The sequence below is a fragment of the Pseudomonas sp. S2_F07 genome, from assembly GCF_054668325.1.
Genome location: NZ_CP162758.1, coordinates 1992089 through 2017500 on the forward strand (window position 1 = coordinate 1992089; position 25412 = coordinate 2017500).

Here is a 25412-nt window from a genome sequence, read left to right on the forward strand (position 1 = left end):
GAGCTATGTGGGTGTACCCGGGCGATCAGGCTTGAGTTCGCGGCCTCGCCCGGGTGAGCTTTGCTGATCAGGGCTTGCGCGCAATGATCACCTGACTTTTCGCCACCACCGCATCCAGCGCCTGCTTGATCTGTGCGCCCCGTGGCGAAGCCAGGATCGCCTGCCAGGTATCCGCCCAGTGGTTGAGCAACGGATGGTCCGGGTTGCTGAAATCGACCTTGGCTTCCCAGAACAACAGCATCCACATCGACCAGTAGAACCCGTACTGGCTGTGGCTGATCACTTCCAGGCCGGCATCGCTGACCATGGCCTTGAACTGCGCTTCGCTGATAATGCGGATGTGGTTGGGCTTCTGGAAATACTCGGCCGCCGCGATATCTTTCTGCAGGTCTTCGGAGCTGGGGTGCGGGACGCTCAGCAGATACAGCGCGCCCGGTTTACCGACGCGCACCAGCTCAGCGAGGAACTGCGCCGGATCGTCCACGTGCTCGATGACTTCGGTGGACACCACCCGCGTGGCGGTCCCATCGGCAATCGGCAGCGGGTTGCAGTCGGTGACGTGGCATTCGACGTCGCGGGCCGGTGTATCGCTAAGGCGCAGGCGGGTCGCTTCGACCTTGGCCGCGTCGATATCGGCGATGATGATCTTCGCCCCGCGCATCCCGCAGAAATGCACGTTGCCGCCGTCGCCGCAGCCAACATCGAGCAGCGTGTCCTCGGGGGTCACCGGGAAACCGGTGAACAGTTCGCCAGTCTGCTGATTGAACCAGCCGCTGAGCATCGCGTCGTGCAGGCCGAGCATGTAGGGATCGACCTTCTCCGCCACTGGCGCCGCGGGCGGTGCCTCTGGCTGCACAGGCGCGGGCGTGCCCGCCGTGAGTTTCTTCAAAAGGCTCAGCATGAGGTGGCTCCAGAGGATGGGACGGCTGTTCGGGAGGTGCCCAGGCGTTTGACCAGCGAGGCGCCGCGGTTGCGCATGGGCATTTCAATGAAGCGATAGTTGAGTTCGCTCAGCAGCACGATCAGGCTGCCAGCCATCAGCAACATCAGAATCGGATGGCCAGCCGGACTGGGCAGCCCGGCAGCCTGTAACCGGAAAATGAACTCACGAACCAGCAAGTAGGCCGGGATATGGATCAGGTAAATCCCGTAGGAGCGACTGCCGACCCAGGTCATCAGGTTCTTGAACATTCCCTTGGGCATCAGGTAATCACGGTTGTAGGACGCGATCCACACCAGCAGCGCACACAACAGCGCAATCACACCGATCCGGTAATGGGTAAAGGTGAAACGGTCCGTTGCCATGAAACCGAGCACCAGTGCAACGCCGAGCAATGCCGACAAGCCGGCCCAGGGGCGACGCAGGAAAGTCGGCTCCCAGCGCCGGTATGAAGGCTGCACGCTCCACATCGCCAACAGCACGCCAAGGGCCAGCGCGTCGGTGCGCACCACCATCAGGATCGGCGTGCGCAGGGTCAACAACTGCACCGCCACCAGCGCCAGCAATGCCCACACCAGGTGCTTGCGAAACAGCACGATCATCAGTGGAAACAGCAGGTAGAACTGCTCTTCCAGCGACAGGCTCCAGTAAACGAAACTGGTGCCGTACTCGTAGCGATAAAAACTGTCGGCAAAGCGGAAGTTGGCGTATTGGGCGATGCCGGCCAGCGTCGCCTGAATGTTCGCGTGCAGGGTACCGAACGCGCCGGAGCGGTTGAGGAAAAGGCATGCCAGCAACATCAGCGCCAGCCACAGCCAGGCCGACGGCAGCAATCGAAAGGCCCGGCGCAACCAGAAATTGCGCGTCTGTTGCCAATACTCTTGACCCGTGGTGCAACGGCGCAAGGCCGGGATCAGGCTGCGGGCAATGACGAAGCCCGAGATCGCAAAAAACAGATCCACGCCCCACCACGGCTGGCTGTACAACGTGATGGCCTGGAACAACGGCACAGCCGCCGCGAACAGGCTGTCCTGCAGGTGATGAAACAGAACGCCAAGCACCGCTATGCCGCGCAGCAACTCGACGTCCATGATCCGTTTTTCGTTGCTCATGCGCCCTCCTGGACATGGGGTTTGCGGGCAATGATCACCTGGCTCTTGGGCATGAACCGGTCCAGCATCTGCTTGATCGCCAACCCGTCGGGCTGGGCCAGCAAGTCCTGCCAGGTTTTCGCCCAGCTCTCCATCAGCGGCGGATAAGGCGCCTGAATCCGGTCGCGAACCGCGCCACCCAGTTCACGCCCGGCAGCCCGCTCGCTGGCCCAGAAAAAAATCATGCCCATGACCCAGAAAAACCCGGTGGCTTGACGATGCTCGATGACCAGGCCCGCGTCTTCCACCAGCGCGGCGAATCGCTCGGGGCTGAAAATCTGCACGTGATTGGGCGATTGAAAATAGCTGGCAGGGGCAATGCCTTTCTGCAGATGCTCGCCCACCGGGGACGGTACGCTCAGCAGGTACAGTGCACCGGGGCGACCCATGCGCACGAGTTCGGCCATGAAGGGTTCTGGCTGGTCGATGTGTTCGAGCACTTCCATGCACACGACTTTGCTCGCGCAACCATCGGCCAGAGGCAGCGGCAGGCTGTTGCTGACCAGACCGAGATTCGCTTTATCCGACTGCGCGTCCACTTGCCGCGCCAGGTCGCGGACCTTGTCGTGCTCACTGTCGGTGAAGATCACCGACGCGCCTTGACGCACCGCAAACAAGGTCGCAACCCCTTCGCCACAACCGACATCCAGCAAAGTGTCGCCGGCGGTAATGGCAAAGCCTTTGAGCAATTCGCCGCTGTCGCCCGAAAACCAGCCGTCATGCATTGCATCGTGCAAGCCCACGTCTCTTGGCGACACACGGGATTGCTCGACCGGCGACGGCGCGGGCCGTGGCTCGGGTTTCGTCTCTGCAAAGAAACGTCTGACCCATGCGCGAATCATGCCTCAGGGGTTTCCACGGCACGGCTCTCGAACAGGCGCTCAAAAAATACGCCAAGCCGTTGCCCGGCAGTGGCCTGACTGCAGAACTTACTGAGGCTGGCCACTGCGTGCGCGGACATCTGTGCATAACGCCCGGGATCACCCTTGGCCACGTCATAGCTTGATTGGTAAGCCCTGCACAACGACGCCCAATTGGTGACGTAGCGCAAGGTGCGAAACGCCCTGCGCGGGTCATGAGGCCAGGCCGTCAGCTCATCGGTGGAGTCAATCAGGAATGCATTATCGGCATCCAGATAATCGAGCATCGCCGTGGTCCGTGGCGCCACCGCCGGTTTGCCACAGGACATGAACTCCATCAGCGGAAGACATTGGCCTTCGCCATAGGACGTGTTGACCACGTAACTCGTGGCTTGCACCAGCTGCTCATAGTCCGCGTCAGCCAGATAGCCGTAAATCAGCACGACCCGGCAGCGGTAAGACTGGTTTTTGTATAAGTGGTGAAGGATATCGGTCAGCGCTTCTTCGGCATCGTGGTGCGTCAGTTTGAGCACCAGCGTTGCGTCGTCCACCTCGCGAAACGTCACGCAAAAGGCACTGAGCATGTCTTCCCAATTCTTGCGCCCGTCACTTGGGTTGAACACCGAGGTGTAAATCACGCCGTCGAGGACCAACTCGTGCTCACTCGGCGGGGCCTTGAAATCAATACCCGCACCTTGGCGAGTGGCCACGGGGCCGAAGGCTCGCAAGTCGAGTTCGCGGCTGTCTGCCAGTAACCCCTTGAGCGTCAAACGCACTTGACTGGCCAAGGGCTGACGTTGCAAGTGGGCGCCGCGCTCGGAAAAACGGTCCCATACCGGGGCCGGTACCGCGATGACCGGATAGTCGTCGCCCATCGCCTCGCGCACCGCATTCACGGTGTAGCTGGAATGGGTAATCGCCGCACCCGCTGCCCGCAACACCGTGCGCCAGTCATTGAGCGGGTCACCGGCAAAGGGTTCGTTGGGGATGGTGCTGAATTCCCACGCGAACACCGGCAGCGTCGGGCAGGCGAAATTGACCGGCGTGCGATGAGGCGGTGAGAACGACAGGAACACGCACGCTTCACCACGGGACAAACAGTCCATGTACAACACATCGACTTCGGTCCGCGGGTCGCTGACTTCTACCACTCGCCCCAGCCGCTCCAGCACGGGTCGGTACTCCTTGAGCACGAAGTAATAGCTGTACTCCGAGCGGCCAAGGTTCTGGGCAATGGTGTGCTGGTTGGTTTCCGAATGAATGATGATCAGCATGAGGCGGTATCCGTCACGGTTGCTGTCGGCAAAGCCTGTGGCGCCAGCCCGAAAAAATCCGCCATGCGTTTCTGCACCGGAGCGAAAGCGCAGTAATCGTGCATGCGCTCGACGGCGGCGAGGGACATGCGCTGATACTCCAGCGGTTGCTCCTTGGCCAGGCGGTAGCTGTTTTCGTAAGCGGTTTTCAGCGAACCCCAATCCGGCCGGTAACGCAGGGTGCGGTAGATGATGCGAGAGTCCTGCGGCCAGATGGTCAGCTCCTCGCTGGACTTGACCACAAACGCCACACGTTCATCGATGTAGTCCTCCATGGCCGTGTGATCCGGGGCAATCACCGGTTTACCACTGGCCATGAACTCCATCAGCGGCAGGCACAGCCCTTCGCAGCGCGAGGCATTGACGTAGTAACTGGCGGCCTCGTACAACCGGGCATATTGCGGGTCGTCCAGGTAGCCGTGCATGACCACCACCCGACAGGCGAACGGAGAAAGCTGCGCGAGCAACGTCATCAGTTCGTCGTGGTAGGACGACAGATCGCTTTGGGTAACTTTCAGCACCAGTGTCGCATCAGGCGTTTCGCGGAACGCCCAGCAGAATGCAGTGATCAGTTGATGCCAATTCTTGCGACCGTCACGCGGGTTGAACACGGTGACATACACCACACCGTCAACCTGTGTTTCGACCAGGGCTGTGGTATCCGGCCACTGTCGCGGTTCTGGCTCGGGTACTGCCATCGTCTGTGGGCCGGCGATGGCCGGCAACCAGCCAGCGAGACGCTCATGGGCGGCTTGCGACAACAAGTCGCGTATCCCTTCCCAGTACCACTGGCTTAGAAAATGCGTGCGATGCACCGGGATCGGCAGCGATTTACCTTTGTCCAGGCGCCACATATGCAGGTAATGGCGGGCAATCACCAAGCGGCGCTTGAGTGTCAGCGGCGGTGGCTTCAATGCCTCCAGTTCAGCCTCGAGCGCCGCCAGTTCCTCGGCGGTCGGCACGACGGGAATCAGTGCATCGGCGCTCAGCCCGAGTGTGCGCGTATCGAAGATGCAACCCTTGATGTCCAGGGTCGAGCCGGCGCAGATCGGGACGCTGGTGTGGCGACTACGAATGTCGGCGAAGTTTTCCCACAACGGCGTCGGCAACACCAGTACCGGGAAGTCTTCGCCCATGGCCCGACGAATCGCCCGGGCGGTATGGCTGGAGAGCGTGATCACCCGGCCCTGCCGCGCCAGCATTTGCGTCCAGTCCTGGCGCGGGTCGTTATCCCATTGTTCATCGGGAATCGAATCAAACTCCCAGGCCACCACGCAAATCGTCGGGCACTCAAGGTCGTTCGGGGTTTTCTGCGGCGGCGTAAACGACAGGAACAGACTGTCTTCGCCAGCGGCCAATAATTGTTTGTAGAGCGGATCGACCTCGGCGGTGGAGGACACCACATGCACTCGCCCCAGGCTTTCGAGCACAGGGCGATAGGCCTTGAGCACGAAGTAGTAACTGTATTCGGGACGACCGAGGCTCTGGCTGATGGAGCTGTCGTTGACGTCGGAGTAAAGAATGAAATTCATGGCATCCCACGGTGAGGCCGCCATCCCGGCAGCCTCACGCTATGACGGGGAGGATACGGTTCGAGTCAGTGTTTACTGGCGCTCGCCCATCGTCTTGCTGCCCGTCTTCGTTCTTGTTTTAGTGGTCAGTTTCTCGCAGTTTCGAAGCGACGCTGCCGAACCCCGGATAATCGTGACGAGGGGCATTCTAACCACATCCGTTGAGGATTCGTGAACCGCCCGACGAGAATAAATCAGGCTACGCTGACGAGAACTGGCCAGTCACTATTGGACTTGTTGAAATTGCCGAGCAAATGGCACAGATTGGATACCAAACAACTACAACAAAACATTTCGTCCGTCTTCATGAGTAATCCTGTTGGTTCGTGAGACCCTTCCATTAAGCCTTTAGGAAATGGATGAAATGTATGACCCGGGGGTCGCTGTTGAGAAAACGTCTATTTGTCACGGGTCTGACTGGATTTGTAGGACAACACATCCAATCGCGTTTGCAGGCTGAGAATTCGGAATGGAAGCTGCTGCCTGTTCCTTGCCGCTACGATCTCTCTGCGCCGGACAGCCTTGAAGGCTTGTGGCCGGAAATGCCCGATGCGGTGATCCACCTGGCCGGCCAGACGTTCGTCCCGCAGGCCTTTCGTGATCCGGCGCGCACGCTGAACATCAATCTGCTGGGCACCCTGAACCTGCTGCAAGCTCTCAAGGCGCGCGGCTTCAACGGCACGTTTCTGTACGTCAGCTCCGGCGATGTCTATGGCCAGGTCGCTGAAGAGCATCTGCCCATCACTGAATTGCAACCACCCTGCCCGCGCAATCCCTATGCCGTGAGCAAACTGTCGGCAGAGTTCCTGAGTTTGCAGTGGGGCCTGAGCGAAGACTGGCCCGTACTGGTCGCCCGCCCGTTCAACCACATCGGCACAGGGCAGAAAGACAGCTTCGTCATTGCCAGCGCCGCACGTCAGATCTGCCGGATCAAGCAAGGCCTGCAAGGGCCCCAACTGGAGGTCGGGGACATCGACGTCACGCGCGATTTCCTTGATGTCGGGGACGTGGTCTCGGCTTACCTGGCCTTGCTGGAAAAAGGTACGCCGGGGCAGGTCTACAACATTTGCTCGGGGCGCGAGCAGAGCATTCGCCGCCTGATCGAACAGCTGGCAGATCTTGCCCAAGTCGACCTGCAACTGGTCCAGGACCCTGCGCGACTTCGCCGCGCGGATCAGCGCCGCGTGTGCGGCAGCCCTGCCAGGCTGGTCGAAACCACTGGATGGAAATCTGAAATCACAACACAACAATCCCTGCGGGCGATCCTGTCCGACTGGGAGACGCGAGTACGACAAGTATGACTAAAAGTGCATTGATCACAGGCATCACCGGCCAGGATGGCGCGTATCTGGCCAAGCTGCTGCTCGACAAGGGTTACAAGGTCCACGGCCTGGTCGCGCGCCGCAGCAGCGACTCGCGCTGGCGCTTGCGCGAGATGGGGGTCGAGGCGGACATCGTCTACCTGGATGGCGACATGGCCGATGCCTGTTCTGTGCAGCGCGCGGTGATCAAGTCGGCGCCGGACGAGGTCTACAACCTCGCCGCGCAAAGCTTTGTCGCTGCCTCCTGGGATCAACCGGTGACCACCGGCATCGTCGACGGCCTGGGTGTTACCCACTTGCTCGAAGCGATTCGTCAGTTCAGCCCGCACACGCGTTTCTACCAGGCGTCCACCAGCGAAATGTTCGGTCTGATCCAGGCCGAGCAGCAGGACGAGAACACGCCGTTCTATCCACGCAGCCCTTATGGCGTGGCCAAGTTGTACGGCCACTGGATCACCGTGAACTACCGCGAAAGTTTCAACCTGCATGCCAGCAGCGGCATTCTGTTCAACCATGAGTCTCCGCTGCGCGGCATCGAGTTCGTGACGCGCAAAGTCACCGACGCCGCCGCCCGCATCAAGCAGGGCAAGCAGCAGGAACTGCGCCTGGGCAACATCGACGCCAAGCGCGATTGGGGCTTTGCCGGGGACTACGTCGAAGCCATGTGGCTGATGCTGCAACAGGACAAACCCGACGACTTCGTGGTGGCCACCGGCGTGACCACCACGGTGCGCGAGATGTGCCGGATCGCCTTCGATCACGTAGGCCTGAACTACCGCGACTTCGTGAAGATCGACCCGGCGTTCTTCCGCCCGGCCGAAGTCGAAGTGCTGCTCGGCAACCCGGCCAAGGCCCAGCGTGTGCTGGGCTGGAAACCAAAAACCGACCTGGATACCTTGATCCGCATGATGATGGATGCGGACATGAAACGCGTCGCCAAGGAGTAGGCCATGCTGATTCCCGTGATTCTCTCCGGCGGTGCCGGGACAAGGTTGTGGCCGGTGTCGCGTGAAGGCCATCCCAAACCGTTCATGGCCTTGCCTGACGGCCAATCGCTTCTGGGCAAGACCTATCGGCGTGCCGCGGACCTGCTCGACGGCTGGGGCGATATCGTCACGGTGACCAACCGCGAATACTACTTCCAGAGCAAGGATCACTTTCGGGACGCGCACCTGGGCCGTCATCGCGGGCACTTCCTGCTGGAGCCGACGGGGCGCAACACGGCGCCGGCCATCGCTGCCGCCGCCCTCTCCCTCCAGGCCCTGCATGGCGACGAGGCGATCATGCTGGTCATGCCCGCCGACCATCTGATCGTCAATGTCGATGCGCTCAAGGAGGCGGTCGAGCATGCCATGACATTGGCCGGGAGCGGTCACCTGGTGACCTTCGGTGTGGTGCCGACCGCTCCGGAAACCGGTTTTGGCTACATTGAAGCCGGCACACCGCTGGACGACAAAGGCGCTGCCGGCGTGCGGCGTTTCGTCGAAAAACCGGACCTGCAAACCGCGACTCATTACCTGGAAAGCGGCAATTTCCTGTGGAACTCCGGGATGTTCTGCTTCTCGGTTGCCAGCGTACTGGCCGAACTGCAAATCCATGCTCCCGATTTGCTGGAGCAGGCGCAGACCTGCATGGCCGCCAGCGCCGCAGTGGAAAACGCGGGGAGCCTGCAGCAGGAACTGTCGCCGGCCCTGTTCGGCGAAATCATGGACATTTCCATCGACTATGCGTTGATGGAGCGCTCCGACAAGGTGGTCGTCGTGCCCGCCCGTTTCGACTGGAGCGACATCGGCTCCTGGGGTGCGGTGGCCGCACTGGTACCGGCGGATGCACAAAACAACCGCACCGTCGGCGAGTCGGTTTTCATCGACAGCCACAACAACTTCGTCCAGAGCGACAACCGTCTGGTCGCGACCGTGGGCGTGGATAACCTGATTATCGTCGACACCGCCGACGCCGTGCTGGTGGCCCACGCCGACCGCGCCCAGGATGTGCGCCGGGTGGCCGGGCAACTCAAGGACAAAGAGCACGAAGCCTATCGCCTGCACCGTACGGTCAGCCGGCCTTGGGGCACCTACACCGTCCTGGAGGAAGGCCCGCGCTTCAAGATCAAACGCATCGTGGTCAAGCCCGGTGCCAAGTTGTCGTTGCAGATGCACCACCATCGCAATGAACACTGGGTGGTGGTCGAAGGCATGGCCAAGGTCACCAACAATGGCACCGGCACTCATCTGGTGGCCAAGAACGAATCGACCTTCATTGCCGCCGGTCACAAGCATCGCCTGGAGAATCCCGGCGTGATCGACCTTGTGATCATCGAAGTGCAAAGCGGCGAATACCTGGGAGAGGACGACATCGTCCGCTTCGAAGATCAATACGGCAGGACGGTTTGAATGCTGCTTTCCCTTTACCGCACGCTGAGCAGCTATCGGGGGTTCATCCTCGGTAGCGTCCAGCGAGAGTTTCAGGCGCGTTATCGCAATTCGTTGTTCGGTGCCCTGTGGACCGTGCTCAATCCGCTGTCGATGATCATTGTCTACACCGTGATTTTTTCCCACATCATGCGTGCCCGTTTGCCAGGGGTAGATGACGGCATGGCCTACAGCATCTATCTCTGCGCCGGGTTGTTGACCTGGGGACTGTTTGCAGAAATCACGGTGCGCAGCCAGAACATGTTTCTGGATAACGCCAATCTGCTGAAAAAAATCAGCTTCCCACGGATCTGCTTGCCCGTGATCGTGCTGTTGAATGCCGGTATCAACTTCGCAATCATCATCAGCCTGTTCCTCGGCTTTCTGTTGATCACCGGTCGACTACCGGGCCTTGTGCTGTTGGCGCTCATTCCTCTATTGGTATTACAGGTGATGTTCTGTGCCGGGCTGGGGATTATTCTTGGCGTATTGAATGTGTTTTTTCGCGATGTCGGGCAATTTTTCGCCATCTGTCTGCAATTCTGGTTCTGGCTGACGCCAATCGTTTATCCGATGAGCATCCTGCCCGATTGGGTCCAGCGCTTGCTGCAACTCAATCCCCTGACCAACCTGATCACCAGCTACCAGAACATCTTCCTGTACGGCCAATGGCCTGTCTGGAGTTCGCTGCTGCCGATCATGGTCGCCAGCGTATTGCTCTTCTTCATCGGGCTGCGGCTGTTTCGGCAGAGAGTCGGTGAAATGGTGGATGAACTCTGATGGGACACATACGCGTCACCGGCCTGGGCAAGGCCTATAAACAATACCCTACACGCTGGAGTCGACTGGTTGAATGGCTGGTCCCGTTCTCGCCGATCCGCCATCGTCAGCACTGGGTGCTACAGGACGTGACCTTCCAGATTGCCCCCGGAGAATCGGTGGGTATCGTCGGGATCAACGGTGCCGGCAAAAGCACCTTGTTGAAGATGATCACCGGCACCACCCAACCCACCTGCGGAACCATTGAGCTCGAAGGCAGCGTCGCCGCCCTGCTGGAATTGGGCATGGGTTTTCATGCGGACTTTACCGGTCGGCAGAATGCGGTCATGGCCGGGCAACTGCTGGGCATGCAGGTCGAAGAGATAGAAGCGTTGATGCCGGAAATCGAACGTTTCGCGGAAATAGGCGACGCCATCGACCACCCGGTACGCACCTATTCCAGCGGTATGCAAATGCGTCTGGCGTTCAGCGTGGCCACCGCGCGGCGCCCGGACATATTGATCGTCGACGAAGCACTGTCGGTGGGCGACGCCTACTTTCAGCACAAAAGTTTCGACCGCATCCGCAGCTTTCGCAAAGCCGGTACCACGCTGCTGATCGTCTCCCATGACCGTGGGGCGATTCAGTCGATCTGCGACTCGGCGATTCTCCTGGAAAACGGCCATATGGCCATGCACGACAAGCCCGAAACCGTCATGGATTACTACAACGCCCTGCTCGCCGAGCGTGAGGGACAGACCGTGCGCCAGGAAGCTCTCGCCGGCGGCCAGTTCAGTACCATTTCGGGAACGGGTGAAGCCAGGATTCTGACCGTACGCTTGCTCGACAAAAATGAACGCTCCATCGACGCCGCCGAAGTCGGCCAGCCGGTCGTGCTGGAGGTGAATGTCGAGGTTCGCCAGGACATCGAACGGCTGGTACTGGGCTTCATGATCAAGGATCGCCTGGGCCAGGCCATGTACGGCATCAACACCCATCGCCAGGATCAGGCGCTGACCGATCTGCAGGCTGGCGAGCGCGTGACTTATCGCTTTGCTTTCGTCATGGGGTTGGGCAAGGGTAACTATTCCGTGGCGTTGAGCTTGTCACGCCTGGACTCGCACCTGGACCGCAACTTCGAGTGGCGCGATTACGGGTTGGTGTTCCATGTGATCAACAACCGGCACGAAGATTTTGTCGGCTGCTCGTGGCTGGCCGCGAAGACCACTGTCTCGCGCTCGAGCGCGCCGGTCACTCCGGAGATCACGCCATGACGCGTCTTTTGGTGGAGTGCACGCACGTATTCCAGCACCCCAAGGTCAATTCGGGCATTCAGCGAGTGGTGCGCAACGTCGTCAATCAGCTACCGGAGTCTGTGGACGGCGTTGAATGCATCCCGGTTGTATTGCTTAAAGGCAAACTCTATCGGGTACTGAAACTCGGCGCGCTGAACATTCCGATTTTCGATGCCTTGATGACCTTTGGCGGACGACTTGGGCGCTTGGCTCACCGCTTCTGGCAACTGCATCAGCGCCTGCACAACCGAAGCAACTCGCGAGTGATCAAGCGCCTGCTGCACGTGGCCTACCGGGTGACAGCGGTTACCTGTTTCGGCCTTCCACTGCGTGTGATCGAGGGCATCAACCAGTATCAACTGCCCAAACGTTGCACGCCGCTGCAGCACCAACCGGGAGATCAACTGGTGTTGCTGGATTCGTCCTGGCACACCGACTTTTTCCCGTTTGCCGAACAGCTCAAGCGTGAAGGCGTGGGCATTGTTTCAGTGATCTACGATTTGATTCCCCTGACTCACCCACAGTTCTACGACACACGGCTGGTGCAGGTGTTCAACGAGTGGTTCGACTGGATCACTCAAACCGCCGATGGCTACGTGGCCATTTCCGCCACGGTGCGTGACCAGGTGCGTGATGAGGTTCAGCGCCGCCTGGGCTCGGCCAAGGCCAATGCATTGTGGTTCGACTATTTCCACCTGGGCTCCGAACTTGATTTGAGCGAAGTCAGCGAAGCCGTGGAACCGCGTCTTGCGCGGCTGTTCGCGACGCCGGAACCGGTATTTTTGATGGTCAGTACCATCGAACCGCGCAAGAACCACGACTACCTGCTGGACGCCTTCGAACGGGCCTGGGCGGCAGGCTCCAATGCCCGCCTGTGCATTGCCGGGCGAATCGGCTGGAAATGCGATGCGCTGCTGGCCCGGATACGCAATCACCCCCAACTGAACCAACGACTGTTCATGTTCAATGACCTGAGCGACACCAGCCTCGAGCATGCCTACCACCATGCCAGCTCACTGGTGTTTCCGTCTTTTGTGGAAGGCTTCGGCCTGCCGCTGGTAGAAGCCATGCAGCGTGGACTGCCGGCCATGGGTAGCGACATTGCGGTCTTTCGTGAAATAGGCGGCGAGTTCATGGCGTACTTCGATCTGGCCGAGCCAAAAAGCCTGGCTGATCTGGTCATTGGTTTCGAGAACAGCGGTCAATTCCCGGCCACTCGCGACGTCGTGGACTGGCGCTGGATCGGCTGGCGTGAAGCCAGTGCGCAATTGGCTGAACGCACCCTGCGCAATCTTGTCGACGTGCCGCTCATGCAAGAGAGGCAACATGCGAATTGCCCTTAACGCGCGGATACTCCAGGCGCCACGTACCGGCATCGGCCATTACGTCGCCGAACTGGCGAACGCCTTGGCGAGTGAACCGGATGTTGAACTGGCGCTGTTTCATGGCTGGGGCTGGAGCTCTGTGCTGCCTGAGGCAGCCATGCCCGGCTATTCCCGGCTGACACCATTGCTGCGACAGATCCCGGGCGCCTATCAGGCCCGACGGTGGCTGGAGCAGAAACGCTTCGATCAAGGCCGCGCGCAAGCCATCGATCTCTATCACGAACCGAGTTTGTGGCCGCTGTCGTTCGACGGCCCGACCGTCATCACCCTGCATGACCTGACTCACCTGCACTATCCCGAAACGCAGCCACCGGCGCGCTTGCGAGAAATCGAACGGCGCGTGACCGATGGCGTGCGACAGGCAAGCCTGATTCTTACCGACTCGCAGTTCATTGCTGACGAAGCCCAGGCGCATTTCGGATTACCGGCCGAGCGATTTGTCGTCGCACCGCTGGGTGTAGCCGCGCGTTTTCACCCGCGATTCCCCGAGGCTATCGACGCCGTACTCAAGACCCATGGCGTCGAAGCGCGGGAATACTTCCTCTGTGTCGGTACCCTGGAACCGCGCAAGAACCTGTCCCTCGCCCTGCGCGCCCACGCGCGATTGCCGGAATCAGTCCGTCAGCGTTTTCCATTGCTGATCGTCGGCATGGCCGGCTGGCAGCGCGAGCAGTTCAGCGAAGAGTTGCATCAGGCCCTGGCCTGCGGTCATGTCTGTTTGCTCGGCTATCTGCCTGACGAGCACGTTGCGCAGCTGTTGGCCGGTGCCCGGGCATTGATTTTTCCGTCGCTTTACGAAGGTTTTGGCCTGCCGGTGCTGGAGGCCATGGCCTGCGGCACGCCGGTCATTCTGACCAGTCGCTCAGCCATGCCCGAAGTGGCAGGCTCTGCGGGTAACTATGTTGAACCGGATGAAACCGACGGCTTGCGCGATGCAATGAGTCGTCTGATCGAGGATCTAGCGCATTGGCAGGCATGCCGAGAAGCCGGGTTGGTACAGGCAAGGCTTTTTACCTGGGAACGCTGTGCGCAAGTCACGGCCAGCGCTTACCGCCAGGCAATGGGAGGTTGAATGCGAGTTCTTCATTTTTTCAAGACGTACCTGCCTGACTCGGTCGGCGGGATCGAACAAGTGATTTTCCAGTTGTGCGAAAGCGGTGCCCTGCACGGCGTTGAAGGCAAGGTGCTGACGCTCAGTGCCGACCCGACACCGCCGGTGATGCAGATCTCCCAGCATGAAGTCCATCGAGCCAGGCTCGACATTCAGTTCGCCTCCACAGGGTTTTCCTGGAGCGTCTTCAAACAGTTTCGCGAGCTGGCAGCCGAGGCCGACGTAGTCAATTACCACTTTCCATGGCCATTCATGGACCTGGTGCATTTCGCCAGTGGCCTGAACAAACCCAGCGTGGTGACGTACCACTCGGACATCATCCGCCAGAAACACCTGCTCAAACTTTACCGGCCGCTGATGAATCGCTTTCTGCACAGCGCCGACCGGATCGTCGCTGCATCGCCCAATTACCTGCACACCAGTGATGTGTTGCAACAGTTTCAACACAAGACCCGAGTGATCCCCTATGGGTTGAACAAGACAGGTTATCCTCAGCCGGACAGTGATCGAATGGCTCACTGGCGGCAAAAGCTAGGCGATAAGTTCTTTCTGTTTGTGGGTGTGATGCGCTACTACAAAGGTTTGCACATCCTGCTCGACGCCCTGAAGGACCTGGATTACCCGACTGTGATTGTCGGTGCCGGCCCACTGGAAGTAGAGCTGCATGCCCAGGCGGCCGCCTTGGGTTTGCGCAATGTTCACTTCCTCGGGCGTCTGGGGGACGAGGACAAAGTAGCGCTGCTGCAACTGAGCTATGCCATCGTGTTTCCATCGCACCTGCGCTCCGAAGCCTTTGGCATTTCGCTGCTGGAAGGCGCGATGTATGGTAAACCGATGATCTCCAGTGAAATTGGCACTGGCACCAGTTACATCAACATTCATAACGAGACCGGACTGGTGGTGCCACCGAGCAATCCACCGGCATTTCGCGAGGCGATGCGCACGCTTTGGGAAAAACCGGTGCTGGCGGCGCAAATGGGCGAGAAGGCCCAGGCCCGTTATCAAAATCTGTTCACGGCGGATGAAATGGGCCGCAAATGGACGGCCTTGTATGAGGAACTGCTGGAAGAAAAAGCCCTCGCCTACGCATGAGTTTTTTGCAGATCCGAATTGCCTCAGCTGCGCTCCAACAGTGTTACGATCCCGCGACTGCAGATTCTCCACGGCTTGCGCAGAATGTGTGCAAGCCGTCGACTCTCCCTATTGGCCCCTGACTTTCTGCTGAGCGCCTATGCAACGCCTGCTCAATGACCGCCTGGACTGGAACCTGCTGCGCACCTTTCGGGTGATTGGCCAGGAGCAGAGCATCAGCCGCGCCGCCGCCCGCCTGCACCTGACGCAACCGGCAGTGAGCCAGGCACTCAAGCGCCTGGAAGAACAACTGGGCCGCCAACTGATTGCCCGTCGCGGGCCACGCTTTGCCCTGACCGAAGTCGGCGAGCAGATCTTCGCCCTGGCCGGGGAAATCTACGGGCAAATGTCCCAGGTCAGCAGCGTGCTGGAACAACCGGCCGATGAAGTGATCGGCAAAGTGCGGTTGCTGATCATCAGCCGGATCTTCTCCGAGCGCTTCGACGACTTCCTTGCGGACTTTCATCGACAGCACCCGCGAGTGGATCTGGAAGTCGATGTGATGCGCAGTTCCGACATCGTCAGCGCCCTCCAGGAAAAAACCGCGACCCTTGGCCTGAGCCTCAATCGGCGCCCGCAACCGCGCCTGGAGCAGCGTTTGTTCCTGCGTCAGCGCTATGCGTTTTTCTGCGGCAAGCATCATGCATTGTTCGGCCAACAGGACGTCGCCGAAGGGGATTTGCAGCGGGAAAACTTCGTCAGCTTCACCAGCGACCAGATCGGCGGCATGCTCTCGCCGCTGACGATTTTTCGCGATCAGCAGGGTTTCAGCGGCCGTATCGTCGCGTCGTCACCGAGCCTGGAAGAAGTCCGGCGACTGGTGATCGCCGGCTTCGGTATCGGTTGCTTACCCGAACACGTGGTGGCGGCGGACGTCGACGCCGGATTGCTCTGGCGCCTGCCGCCCCACGAAGGGATTGCCGATGTGGACATTCATTTGCTGTGGAACCGTGAGCAGCGCATGAGCCGGGCCGAGACGATCTTTCTCGAAAGCCTGCAACAACGGCTGACGGACTAAACGCAGCGAGCGAGCCGGGGATTTTTATGGTTCTTCACGGATTACCGGGAAAGACGCTCTTGATCTTCATGAAAAAGAATTCGCTGTCCCGGTAACCGTACGCCATCCGCTTAATGACCTTTATTCGATTGTTCATGCCTTCCAGCTGGCCCGTGTGCATTGGCCAGCGAACCCGGCTGACGATGCCCCGCCAGTAACCCTTTAGTCGCTTTGCGAACTGGATCAGAGCCGGTACTCCACTTTCTTGAGCATGGCTCAGCCATTGCTTCCAGGCTGATCGCCAGCCCCAGGCGGTGCTCGGCGTCCAAAGCGTTTTGAGTTCAGCCTTCATTAAGTAGACCGTCATCAACGCTTGGTTGGCCGCTAGCAGATCCTCCAAACGGACCGTTTGCTCCGGCGTTTTCAGGTTCTGCGGATTGCGTAGCAGTAGCCATCGCGCTTGCTTGATGACCTTGCGCGCAGGCTTGTCGTGGCGTAGCCGATTAGCTTCGTCGACGCGGACTCGATCAATCACCTCTCGGCCATATTTGGCCACCACATGAAAGAGGTCGTAGATCACTCGCGCGTTTGGACAATGCTGGCGAACCTCCAGGTCAAATGCGGTGTTCATGTCCATCGCCACTGCTTCGATGCGAGCGCAGCCCTCTGGCCCCAGCTCTTCGAAGAATGGCCTGACCGCCGCTCGGCTGCGGCCTTCGCCGATCCACAGCACGCGCCGGGTATCCGCATCCAGCACCACGCTGGCGTAACGATGACCTTTGAACAGCGCGAATTCGTCCATCACCAGGCGCCGGGGCTGCGCCTTCGGCAAAATACTCAACGCCGCTTGCAAGGCTCGACGCTCCAGCAGCCGCACGGTGTCCCAATGCAGCCCAAACATCTGAGCCACGTGCAGCGTGGGCAGCCGCTCGCAGGCTTGAATGACGGCCTCAGACAGGCGGCGCGTCATGCGGGCATAGCGATCCAGCCAACTGACGGCTTCCATGCGTTTGCCGCAATCACGGCAGCCAACACGTCTGAGCAACACGCTGAGACGCACCGCATGGCCGAGGATGGGCAAATCACGAACGGTTCGCTCGCAATACTCATGAGTGGTTGAACAGGGCTTTTGGCACCCGCCACAGGATGGGAACCGGGTGGCGTGAGGGGTTAGATCGATTTGTAGGGTATCGCCATCAGGCTTGATGGTGACAACAGAAAAGCCCTCCTGAAAATAGATCAGAAGGTGTAAACCTTATTCAGGACGGGACAAAGAACCAATAAAAAGCCCGGATGATTTCGCGGCCGACGATTATCGTCGTTTCAGCCCGCGCTTCCAGGGCGAAAACTTCGCGAAAAACCTGCTGCTGGTGCAACAGGTACAAGCGCTGGCGGCAGAAAAAGGCGTGACGGCGGGCCAACTGGCGCTGGTGTGGGTGTTGGCCCAGGGTGACTGCCTGATTCCGATTCCGGGCACCAAGCAACGTAAATACCTGGAAGAAAACGTGGCCGCACTGGAGGTGACGCTGAGTGGCGAAGAACTGCACGCGCTGGAAGCGATCTTTGCGGCCAATGCCACCGCAGGCCTGCGTTTCCGGAAGAAGTCATGAAACTGCTCGACCGCTAAGGGTTGCCGGCCCGTTCGATGAACCGGGCGGGCCGGGCAACACCGCGTCAGGCCTTGGCCGGCAGACCATTTCCCGATCGCAAAAGCAAGATCAAAAGATCGCAGCCTTCGGCAGCTCCTACAGGGGAACGCGTACACCACCATACAACGAGGTCGAGCGTTAGCTCGCCTCGCGGTGCTGTTGCGGTGCACGCCCCCTCGAGAGGCCGAGCGCAGGTTCTGCGCAGTGGGCAACCCGGCATGGATGCCGGGTTAGCCGCGTACGGCCATGGATGGCCGATCGCGGCGGGCCCACGGAGCAGGACCGGAGCAAGGGGATGCCGAGCCTAGGCGAGGCACCGAACGTAAGGGGCAAAAGCGTTTGGTTACTTGGCGCTTTTCCAAGTAACCCGCTGTAAAAGCGGAACCATAGGAGGCCGTTACCGCAGAAATGGATATGTACACCACCAATAAAATACTCCAGCCAGGAGGCCGCCATCGCCAGCAAGCCGTCTCCTACAGGTATCGGTGTTCCCCGGAATTGCGTGAAGAACCATTTTTATTGGTTGGATAACGCTGGGTTCAGTAACCCAACAATCGGTCGGCACAGTTCAGTAACGGTTTGCCGGACTTCAATCGACGAAAGTTCTCCGCTACTTGCTCGGCAATACAGTCATGGGATGCCGCCGAGGCCATGTGCGGGGTGATGGTGACACCGGGCATTGTCCAGAGCCGGTGATCGATCGGCAGCGGTTCCTGTTCGAAGACATCCAGCAAGGCGCCACGCAATTGCCCGCTCGCCAGTGCCTGTTCGAGATCGTCGATGTTCAAATGACCGCCGCGCCCACTGTTGACCAGTGCCGCGCCGTTGGCGAGTTGTTCGAAAGTGGCTCGCCCAAGGATGCCGCGGGTTTCGCTGGTCAGCGGGAGCAGGTTGATCAGCAACTCGACGCCATCGAGAAACGGATGCAACGCATCAGCCCCGGCGAACGTGCGCACACCCGGCAAATCCTTGCTGCGCCGTGCCCAGCCGCGCACGTCGTAACCGGCTGCGACCAGGTCCAGAGCAATCGCGCTGCCCAGCGATCCGAGCCCCATCACACCGACCTTGAACTGCCCCGCCGCCCGTTGCAGCGGCCGCTCCCAGCGTTGCTCCCGCTGTTGCGCCAACACCTGGTCGAAACCGCGGTGATAGTGGATCACCGCCCAGCGCACGTACTCGGTCATGCCTTGGCGATGGCCCGGATCAACCACGCGGCAAATCGGCAGGTCCGGGCATGACGGATCGTGATCGAGGTGATCGATACCGGCAGCCACCGAGTGGATCACCTGCAGGTTCGGCAATGCGCCGAGACTGCCCGGCAAGGGAAACCAGCACGCCGCCATCTGCGCATCGGCGGCCCGTGGATCATCGGCCAGCACGGCGGTGAGCTGCGGCGCACTGCGGGCAAACGCTGTCTGCAATTGCTTGAGCAGCAAGGTGTCGCGGGACAGCAGAACCACGGTATTGATGACGGCGTTCATGACAAATAAGACTCGCGCTGGGATTCGATCAACGTCAGGGCGGCCTCCCAGGCCAGGTCGATGATGTTGTCCTGCTCATCACGGTCAAACTGTTCGGCGGTGTGCGCGCACACTTGCGGCGACGGGTAATGCAAGGCGGAACCACCGGCCAGCGCCTGCACCTGGGCCTGACAGGCCCGCTCCAGGAAGTGGATTTCCTGGAAGGCCTGGGCCACGCCCGAGCCACCCACCAACAAACCGTGGTTGCGCAGGATCATTGCCCGGTGCGGACCGAGGTCGGCGATCAAGCGCTCGCGCTCATCCAGCGACAGCGCGATGCCCTCGTAGGTGTGATAGGCCAGCTTGCCGTAGAACTTCAGCGCATGCTGACTGATCGGCAGCAAGCCCTGTTTCTGCGCCGCGACCGCCATGCCCGCTGCCGTGTGGGTGTGGATCACACAGTTCAGGTCCGGGCGCGCCATGTGGATCGCCGAGTGAATGACGAAGCCGGCGGCGTTGACCCGATGGCCGGCGTACTCCGGGTCGACCACCCGTCCGTCCTGATCGATGCGCACCAGATCAGAGGCGCGCATGCGGTCGAAGATCACCCCGTAACGGTTGATCAGGAAGTGGTGCTCCGGCCCAGGTATCCGCAGGGTGATGTGGGTGTCGATCAAGTCGGTCATGCGAAAGTGCGCGACCAGTCGATACAGCGCAGCCAGTTCGCAACGGGCTTGCCATTCAACCGGGTCGATGTGTGCAGGTTTACTCACGAATACACCTCTTTGGCAGCGTGGGTGACGACCGGGTTGGCGCGCAGGCGGGCCAGACCGCAAACACCGATCAGGGACAGGGCCGAGAGCAAGGTGAAGAACACCGCCAGCGGCAACCATTGTCCGGAAAACTTGCTGGCCAGCAGGGTGCCGATCAGCGGCGTGGTGCCACCGGCCACGGCGCAAGCCAATTGGTAGGCGATGGAAATGCCCGAGTAGCGCAGGTGCACCGGGAAGGCCTGGGTCATGTAGCCGGCGATCACCGCGTACAGCGCCGAGAGAATCACCACCGCGAGGGCAATGCCGGCAGTCATGAACACAATGTTCTGCGTGCCTACCAGCAGGAACATCGGGTATGGCGTAACCATGCACAGCAGCGCGACCCATTTGAGAAAGCGATCTTCGCCAATACGCTCGGCGATCAACGCCGAGAGCGGTTGCGAGAGCAACTGGATGACGGTTACCAGAAACAGGCAATCGAGAATCGTCGAACGGGCGATGCCCTGGTATTGGGTGACGTAGGTAATCATGAAGGTGTTGGTGAAGAAGAACCCGGCCGAGCCAATGGTCACGGCCGCGGCGGCGAACAGGATCTGCCGCCAGCAGGTGCGGATCACGTCCATCACCGGGTATTTGGCGGTCTCGTTGTTGTCCCTGGCCCTGGCGAATTCCGGCGACTCGTGAACGCCGGAGCGGATCAATAGGCCGACCATCATCAACACGCCGCTGGCGAGGAACGGCAGGCGCCAACCCCAGGCGAGGAACTCCTCAGGCTCAAGGGACGTCACCAGACGGAAAGCGATCAGCGCCAGCAACAATCCGGCGGGACTGCCGAGCTGGGCGAACGACGCGTAGAACGTCTTGCGCTTGGCCGGAGCGTGTTCGCTGGCCATCAACACCGCCCCACCCCACTCGCCACCGACCGAAATGCCCTGAATGACACGTAGCACGATCAGGCCGACGGGCGCCCAGATGCCGGCGCTGGCATAGCTCGGCAACAGGCCAATACCCGCGGTGGCGATGCCCATCAGGGCCATGGTCACCAACAGCATTTTCTTGCGCCCGAGACGATCACCCAGATGACCAAACACCATCCCGGCCATGGGCCGGGCAATGAAGCCGACAGCAAAACTGCCGAATGCAGCGAGGGTACTCATGACCGGGTCGCTGCTGGGGAAGAACACTTGCCCGAGGACCAGCGCCGCCGCGGTGGCGTAGATGTAGAAGTCGTAGAACTCGATGGTCGTGCCAATGAAGGCAGCGGCCGCGGCTCGGCGCGGTTGGGGAGTAGTGTGCATGCAAGGACCCTGTGTACTTATAGTTTTTGGGCAGGTGTTAAGGCTGATGACGGTTGCGCTCTGTGGCGCTTGTGGGCTTTATCGCTTCCATGTCAGGATTAGTCAATTTTCAAATTCTTATCTTTACTATTAGCACTGCTACTACATGAGGTTTTATGCCCTCCACTTCCAACCCGTGGGTCGGCCGGCGCTTTCTCAATGACCGCCTCGACTGGAACCTGCTGCGCACCTATCTGGTCATCGGCCAGGAAGGCAGCATGAGCCGCGCCGCCGCGCGACTGCACATCACCCAGTCGGCGGTCAGCCAGGCGCTGAAACGACTGGAAGAACAACTGGAATGCGTGTTGATTGCCCGTAGCGGACGACGCTTTGACCTGACGGAAACCGGGGAAGAAGTCCTGCGCATTGCGGCGGATATTTACGGGGATATTTCACGCCTGGGGACAGTGGTGGAGAGTCGCCACGATGACGTGGTGGGCAAGATCCGCATCCTCACCGTCAGCGGCGTGCAGGCGCGGCATTACGATGACTTCCTTGCGGATTTCCATGAAACCCATCCGAAAATCGAGTTGGAAGTCGAGGTGATGGGCAGTTCGAACATCATCAGTTCGCTGCTGCAAAAGACCGCAACCATCGGCGTCGGCCTGTGCCGCCTGCCGCAGCCGCGGCTGGAGCAACGGGTACTGTTTCGAGAGACCTATGCTTACTTTTGTGGCCAGCGTCATCGGTTGTTCGGACAAGAGAACCTGGCCCTGGAACAACTGGCCGCGGAAAACTTTGTCAGCTTCACCAGCGATCAATTGGGCGGCAATCTTTCGCCCCTGACGCTATTCCGCGACCAGCAAGGCTTCACCGGCAAGATCGTCGCCTCTTCCACCAGTTTCGAAGAAATTTACCGCCTGATCTGCGCAGGTTACGGCATCGGCGCCTTGCCCACCCATCTGGTGCGCCGGGACGTCGAGCAAGGTCTGCTCTGGCGCTTGCCGCCGGAAGAAGGGGTGGTGGATTTCGATATCCAGCTGTTGTGGAATCGCGAACAGAAGATGAGCCAGGCCGAAACGGTGTTCCTCGAAAGCTTCCAGCACATGCTCAGCATCCGTGAGCCTGTGCTGTGAAGCCATAAGGGGTTCAGACGTGAGGATCGCCCGATGCCTTGCTCGGCGCGGCATACTGCGGCTTGAGGTGGCCATCCTGATCGAGTAGCCAGGCGTCCATGATCTCTCGCACGACCGGTCCGGCGACGCGACCGCCGGCTTCGCCGTTTTCGATCATCACCGAAATCACGATCTTCGGGTGCTCGGCCGGAGCGAAACCGACGAACAAGGCATTGTCGCGGTTACGCTCGCGGGTTTTCTCCCGGTTGTAACGTTCGCCCTGCTTGATCGCTACCATTTGTGCGGTACCGCTCTTGCCGGCAATACGGTACTGCGCGCCCGCCGCTGCCGCCCGGGCAATCCCGCGGGCGTCGTGCATCACCATCTGCATGCCGTGGTTTACCTGCTCCCAATCGCGAGGATCCTTGAGCAGAATGTTCGGCATCGGATGCTCATCCACCGGCGCGACACCGTCCACGGTTTTGGCCAGGTGCGGGCGATTCCATACGCCTTTGTTGGCAATCAGCGCCGTAGCCTGGGCCAACTGCAGCGGCGTGACCTGCATGTAGCCCTGGCCGATACCGAGAATCACCGTCTCTCCCGGGAACCAGGCCTGACGACGGGTGGCGCGCTTCCAGGCTTGGGATGGCATCAGGCCGGGGGATTCTTCATTCATGTCCAGGGAGACTTTCTCACCCAGCCCGAACATGGCCATGTAGTCGTGCAGGCGATCGATACCCAGCTTGTGTGCCAGGTCATAGAAGTAGGTGTCGTTGGAGCGCATGATCGCCGCATCCATATCCACCCAGCCGTCGCCGCTGTGGTTCCAGTTGCGGTACTTGTGATCAAAATCCGGCAGTTGGTAATAACCGGGGTCGAACACACGGGTCTGTGGCGTGACGACACCGGTATCGAGGCCGGCGATTGCCACTTCCGGCTTGATGGTCGAACCCGGCGCATAGAGACCCCGCAACACACGGTTGAACAGCGGTCGGTCGATGGAGTCCCGTAGCGCGGAGTACTCTTTGGAGCTGATACCGGTGACGAACAGGTTTGGATCGAAACTCGGGTTGCTGACCATGGCCAGCACTTCACCGGTCGACGGATCCAGCGCGACCACCGAACCACGGCGATCCCCCAAGGCGTGCTCGGCGGCTTCCTGAAGCTTGACGTCAAGGCTCAGGACAATGTCTTCGCCGGGCACCGGGTCAGTGTGCTTGAGCACTCGCAGCACGCGGCCCTGGGCATTGGTTTCGACTTCCTCGTAACCGACATGGCCGTGCAACTGTGACTCGTAGAATTTTTCGATCCCGGTCTTGCCGATGGATTGGGTGCCTCGGTACTCGACCGTATCCAGCGCCTTTGACTCTTTCTCGTTGATACGTCCGACGTAGCCGACCGAATGAGCGAAGTGCTCGCCCAATGGATAGTGCCGAACGAACTGCGGCTCGACATCGAGGCCCGGCAGGCGGAACTCGTTCACTGCGAGTACGGCAATCTGTTCTTCGCTCAGCTCATAGAACAAGGTCACGGGTACGAAGGGGTGACGTGCCTGCTTCATCGCCTTGTCAAACTGTGAGCGATCTTCAGCGGGCAAGTGCAGGAGATTGACTACCTCGTCCAGCTCTTCGTTTACATCGATAGCACGTTCGCGGGTGATGGTCAGGTTGTAGCTGGGACGGTTATCCGCGAGGAGTACGCCGTTGCGATCGTAGATCAACCCGCGAGGCGGTGTAATCGGCAGGACATGTACGCGATTGTTTTCGGAGATGGTCGAGTGATAGTCGAACTCGACTACTTGCAGGACATACAGGCGTACCACCAGAGCACAGGTAATGGCGGCAACGAACAAGGCGCAGGCCATGAGTCTCTTGTTGACCAGCCGTGTCTCTTTCTCGTGGTCCTTGATGGGTATCGGTTCAGGCACTTGTGCAGCAACTCTTTGAAAAGAATGCCGATCCGTGGGCGGGGCGCAAACTCAGTCCCTTAAAAATGAGCTGCACCATACCAAAAGCGTGGAACCTGGTTTGTGTGATTTTTTTCACAATTGACCTCGGCTGGTTCGGCCCTTTTTCGAGCGCAAAAACAAAACCCCAACTGCTTTCGCAATTGGGGTTTCGGAATTTAATCTTGACGATGACCTACTCTCACATGGGGAAACCCCACACTACCATCGGCGATGCATCGTTTCACTGCTGAGTTCGGGATGGGATCAGGTGGTTCCAACGCTCTATGGTCGTCAAGAAATTCGGGTACTGAGTCGTGGCCGGCTGGCCTCGCTTCAGCAAATTGGGTATGCGATAGTTTGGTGTTTTGTGAGTATCTCGAACTTTCGGTTCGTTTCGTCTTCACACACCGCAATCTGATGCTCTTTCGAGTAGTCAAATTGCTTGGGTGTTATATGGTCAAGCCTCACGGGCAATTAGTATTGGTTAGCTCAACGCCTCACAGCGCTTACACACCCAACCTATCAACGTCGTAGTCTTCGACGGCCCTTCAGGGGACTCAAGGTCCCAGTGAGATCTCATCTTGAGGCAAGTTTCCCGCTTAGATGCTTTCAGCGGTTATCTTTTCCGAACATAGCTACCCGGCAATGCCACTGGCGTGACAACCGGAACACCAGAGGTTCGTCCACTCCGGTCCTCTCGTACTAGGAGCAGCCCCTCTCAAATCTCAAACGTCCACGGCAGATAGGGACCGAACTGTCTCACGACGTTCTAAACCCAGCTCGCGTACCACTTTAAATGGCGAACAGCCATACCCTTGGGACCGGCTTCAGCCCCAGGATGTGATGAGCCGACATCGAGGTGCCAAACACCGCCGTCGATATGAACTCTTGGGCGGTATCAGCCTGTTATCCCCGGAGTACCTTTTATCCGTTGAGCGATGGCC

20 protein-coding genes, 2 rRNA genes and 1 pseudogene (1 of these 23 cut by a window edge) are annotated in these 25412 nt (G+C 59.7%); 11 read left to right on the plus strand and 12 right to left on the minus strand.

Annotated features, from left to right (window positions below):
• Positions 1 to 67 precede the first annotated feature (67 nt).
• From AB4O40_RS08785 to AB4O40_RS08805, 5 genes are read right to left on the minus strand one after another with little or no spacing between them, the layout of a single operon-like run.
• Entirely contained in the window at positions 68 to 901 is an 834-nt protein-coding gene (locus AB4O40_RS08785; protein WP_056722712.1) for a class I SAM-dependent methyltransferase, read from the minus strand.
• Positions 895 to 2052 carry an acyltransferase family protein gene (locus tag AB4O40_RS08790; RefSeq protein ID WP_409079204.1) on the minus strand — a complete coding sequence of 386 codons (1158 nt, stop codon included), beginning with the start codon at positions 2050 to 2052 and terminating at the stop codon, positions 895 to 897. The genes AB4O40_RS08785 and AB4O40_RS08790 overlap by 7 nt, the downstream gene beginning before the upstream one ends.
• A complete protein-coding gene (locus AB4O40_RS08795; RefSeq protein WP_409079205.1) occupies positions 2049 to 2933 on the minus strand; it encodes a class I SAM-dependent methyltransferase in 885 nt (294 codons plus the stop codon). Before AB4O40_RS08795 ends, AB4O40_RS08790 begins: the two co-directional genes overlap by 4 nt.
• Positions 2930 to 4225: a glycosyltransferase gene (locus AB4O40_RS08800; RefSeq protein ID WP_409079206.1), complete on the minus strand. Its 1296-nt coding sequence runs from the start codon at positions 4223 to 4225 to the stop codon at positions 2930 to 2932. The genes AB4O40_RS08795 and AB4O40_RS08800 overlap by 4 nt, the downstream gene beginning before the upstream one ends.
• Entirely contained in the window at positions 4219 to 5796 is a 1578-nt protein-coding gene (locus AB4O40_RS08805; protein WP_409079207.1) for a glycosyltransferase, read from the minus strand. The genes AB4O40_RS08800 and AB4O40_RS08805 overlap by 7 nt, the downstream gene beginning before the upstream one ends.
• 425 nt (positions 5797 to 6221) lie before the next feature.
• Between AB4O40_RS08805 and AB4O40_RS08810 the strand changes: the two genes are divergently transcribed.
• From AB4O40_RS08810 to AB4O40_RS08850, 9 genes are all read left to right on the plus strand, one after another.
• Positions 6222 to 7136, plus strand: coding sequence for a GDP-mannose 4,6-dehydratase (locus tag AB4O40_RS08810; RefSeq protein ID WP_460058145.1), 915 nt, complete (start codon positions 6222 to 6224; stop codon positions 7134 to 7136).
• Positions 7133 to 8104 carry a GDP-mannose 4,6-dehydratase gene (gene gmd / locus AB4O40_RS08815; RefSeq protein ID WP_056722724.1) on the plus strand — a complete coding sequence of 324 codons (972 nt, stop codon included), beginning with the start codon at positions 7133 to 7135 and terminating at the stop codon, positions 8102 to 8104. Before AB4O40_RS08810 ends, gmd begins: the two co-directional genes overlap by 4 nt.
• A 3-nt stretch (positions 8105 to 8107) precedes the next feature.
• Positions 8108 to 9550 carry a mannose-1-phosphate guanylyltransferase/mannose-6-phosphate isomerase gene (locus AB4O40_RS08820; RefSeq protein ID WP_460160147.1) on the plus strand — a complete coding sequence of 481 codons (1443 nt, stop codon included), beginning with the start codon at positions 8108 to 8110 and terminating at the stop codon, positions 9548 to 9550.
• Complete coding sequence (locus tag AB4O40_RS08825; RefSeq protein ID WP_056722729.1) at positions 9551 to 10348, plus strand: ABC transporter permease; 798 nt, start codon at positions 9551 to 9553, stop codon at positions 10346 to 10348.
• A complete protein-coding gene (locus tag AB4O40_RS08830) occupies positions 10348 to 11601 on the plus strand; it encodes an ABC transporter ATP-binding protein (protein WP_056722732.1) in 1254 nt (417 codons plus the stop codon). Before AB4O40_RS08825 ends, AB4O40_RS08830 begins: the two co-directional genes overlap by 1 nt.
• Positions 11598 to 12965, plus strand: coding sequence for a glycosyltransferase family 4 protein (locus AB4O40_RS08835; protein WP_460054923.1), 1368 nt, complete (start codon positions 11598 to 11600; stop codon positions 12963 to 12965). The genes AB4O40_RS08830 and AB4O40_RS08835 overlap by 4 nt, the downstream gene beginning before the upstream one ends.
• Complete coding sequence (locus AB4O40_RS08840) at positions 12949 to 14079, plus strand: glycosyltransferase family 4 protein (RefSeq protein WP_056722736.1); 1131 nt, start codon at positions 12949 to 12951, stop codon at positions 14077 to 14079. The genes AB4O40_RS08835 and AB4O40_RS08840 overlap by 17 nt, the downstream gene beginning before the upstream one ends.
• Positions 14080 to 15210, plus strand: a complete 1131-nt coding sequence (locus AB4O40_RS08845) for a glycosyltransferase family 4 protein (RefSeq protein WP_414917552.1) — start codon at positions 14080 to 14082, stop codon at positions 15208 to 15210.
• 139 nt (positions 15211 to 15349) lie between these two features.
• A complete protein-coding gene (locus AB4O40_RS08850; protein WP_056722740.1) occupies positions 15350 to 16267 on the plus strand; it encodes a LysR family transcriptional regulator in 918 nt (305 codons plus the stop codon).
• A gap of 34 nt (positions 16268 to 16301) precedes the next feature.
• On the opposite strand, the gene AB4O40_RS08855 is transcribed toward AB4O40_RS08850, so the two are convergent.
• Positions 16302 to 17489 (minus strand): ISL3 family transposase, encoded by a 1188-nt coding sequence (locus AB4O40_RS08855; RefSeq protein ID WP_460058143.1) that lies wholly within the window; start codon positions 17487 to 17489, stop codon positions 16302 to 16304.
• Positions 17490 to 17526: 37 nt separating this feature from the next.
• Here AB4O40_RS08855 and AB4O40_RS08860 point away from each other — a divergent pair.
• Positions 17527 to 17873: pseudogene (locus tag AB4O40_RS08860) on the plus strand (aldo/keto reductase); the annotation flags it as partial.
• A 561-nt stretch (positions 17874 to 18434) separates the two neighbouring features.
• On the opposite strand, the gene AB4O40_RS08865 reads toward AB4O40_RS08860, so the two are convergent.
• Genes AB4O40_RS08865 through AB4O40_RS08875 form a run of 3 tightly spaced genes read right to left on the minus strand, consistent with a single transcriptional unit; the run spans position 18435 to position 21426 of the window.
• Complete coding sequence (locus tag AB4O40_RS08865; protein WP_177336474.1) at positions 18435 to 19376, minus strand: 2-hydroxyacid dehydrogenase; 942 nt, start codon at positions 19374 to 19376, stop codon at positions 18435 to 18437.
• Positions 19373 to 20128: a class II aldolase/adducin family protein gene (locus tag AB4O40_RS08870; RefSeq protein ID WP_056725186.1), complete on the minus strand. Its 756-nt coding sequence runs from the start codon at positions 20126 to 20128 to the stop codon at positions 19373 to 19375. The genes AB4O40_RS08865 and AB4O40_RS08870 overlap by 4 nt, the downstream gene beginning before the upstream one ends.
• On the minus strand, positions 20125 to 21426 hold the full coding sequence (locus AB4O40_RS08875; RefSeq protein WP_223542539.1) for an MFS transporter: 1302 nt from the start codon (positions 21424 to 21426) through the stop codon (positions 20125 to 20127). The genes AB4O40_RS08870 and AB4O40_RS08875 overlap by 4 nt, the downstream gene beginning before the upstream one ends.
• Positions 21427 to 21581: 155 nt before the next feature.
• On the opposite strand from AB4O40_RS08875, the gene AB4O40_RS08880 reads away from it, so the two are divergent.
• Entirely contained in the window at positions 21582 to 22541 is a 960-nt protein-coding gene (locus tag AB4O40_RS08880; protein ID WP_056725183.1) for a LysR family transcriptional regulator, read from the plus strand.
• A gap of 13 nt (positions 22542 to 22554) precedes the next feature.
• On the opposite strand, the gene mrdA is transcribed toward AB4O40_RS08880, so the two are convergent.
• The 3 genes from mrdA to AB4O40_RS08895 all read right to left on the minus strand — a co-directional run.
• Complete coding sequence (gene mrdA / locus AB4O40_RS08885) at positions 22555 to 24447, minus strand: penicillin-binding protein 2 (protein ID WP_460054917.1); 1893 nt, start codon at positions 24445 to 24447, stop codon at positions 22555 to 22557.
• A 201-nt stretch (positions 24448 to 24648) separates the two neighbouring features.
• Positions 24649 to 24764 (minus strand): 5S ribosomal RNA (gene rrf, locus AB4O40_RS08890).
• Between the two features lie 157 nt (positions 24765 to 24921).
• A 23S ribosomal RNA gene (locus tag AB4O40_RS08895) occupies positions 24922 to 25412 on the minus strand (it continues 2401 nt past the right edge of the window).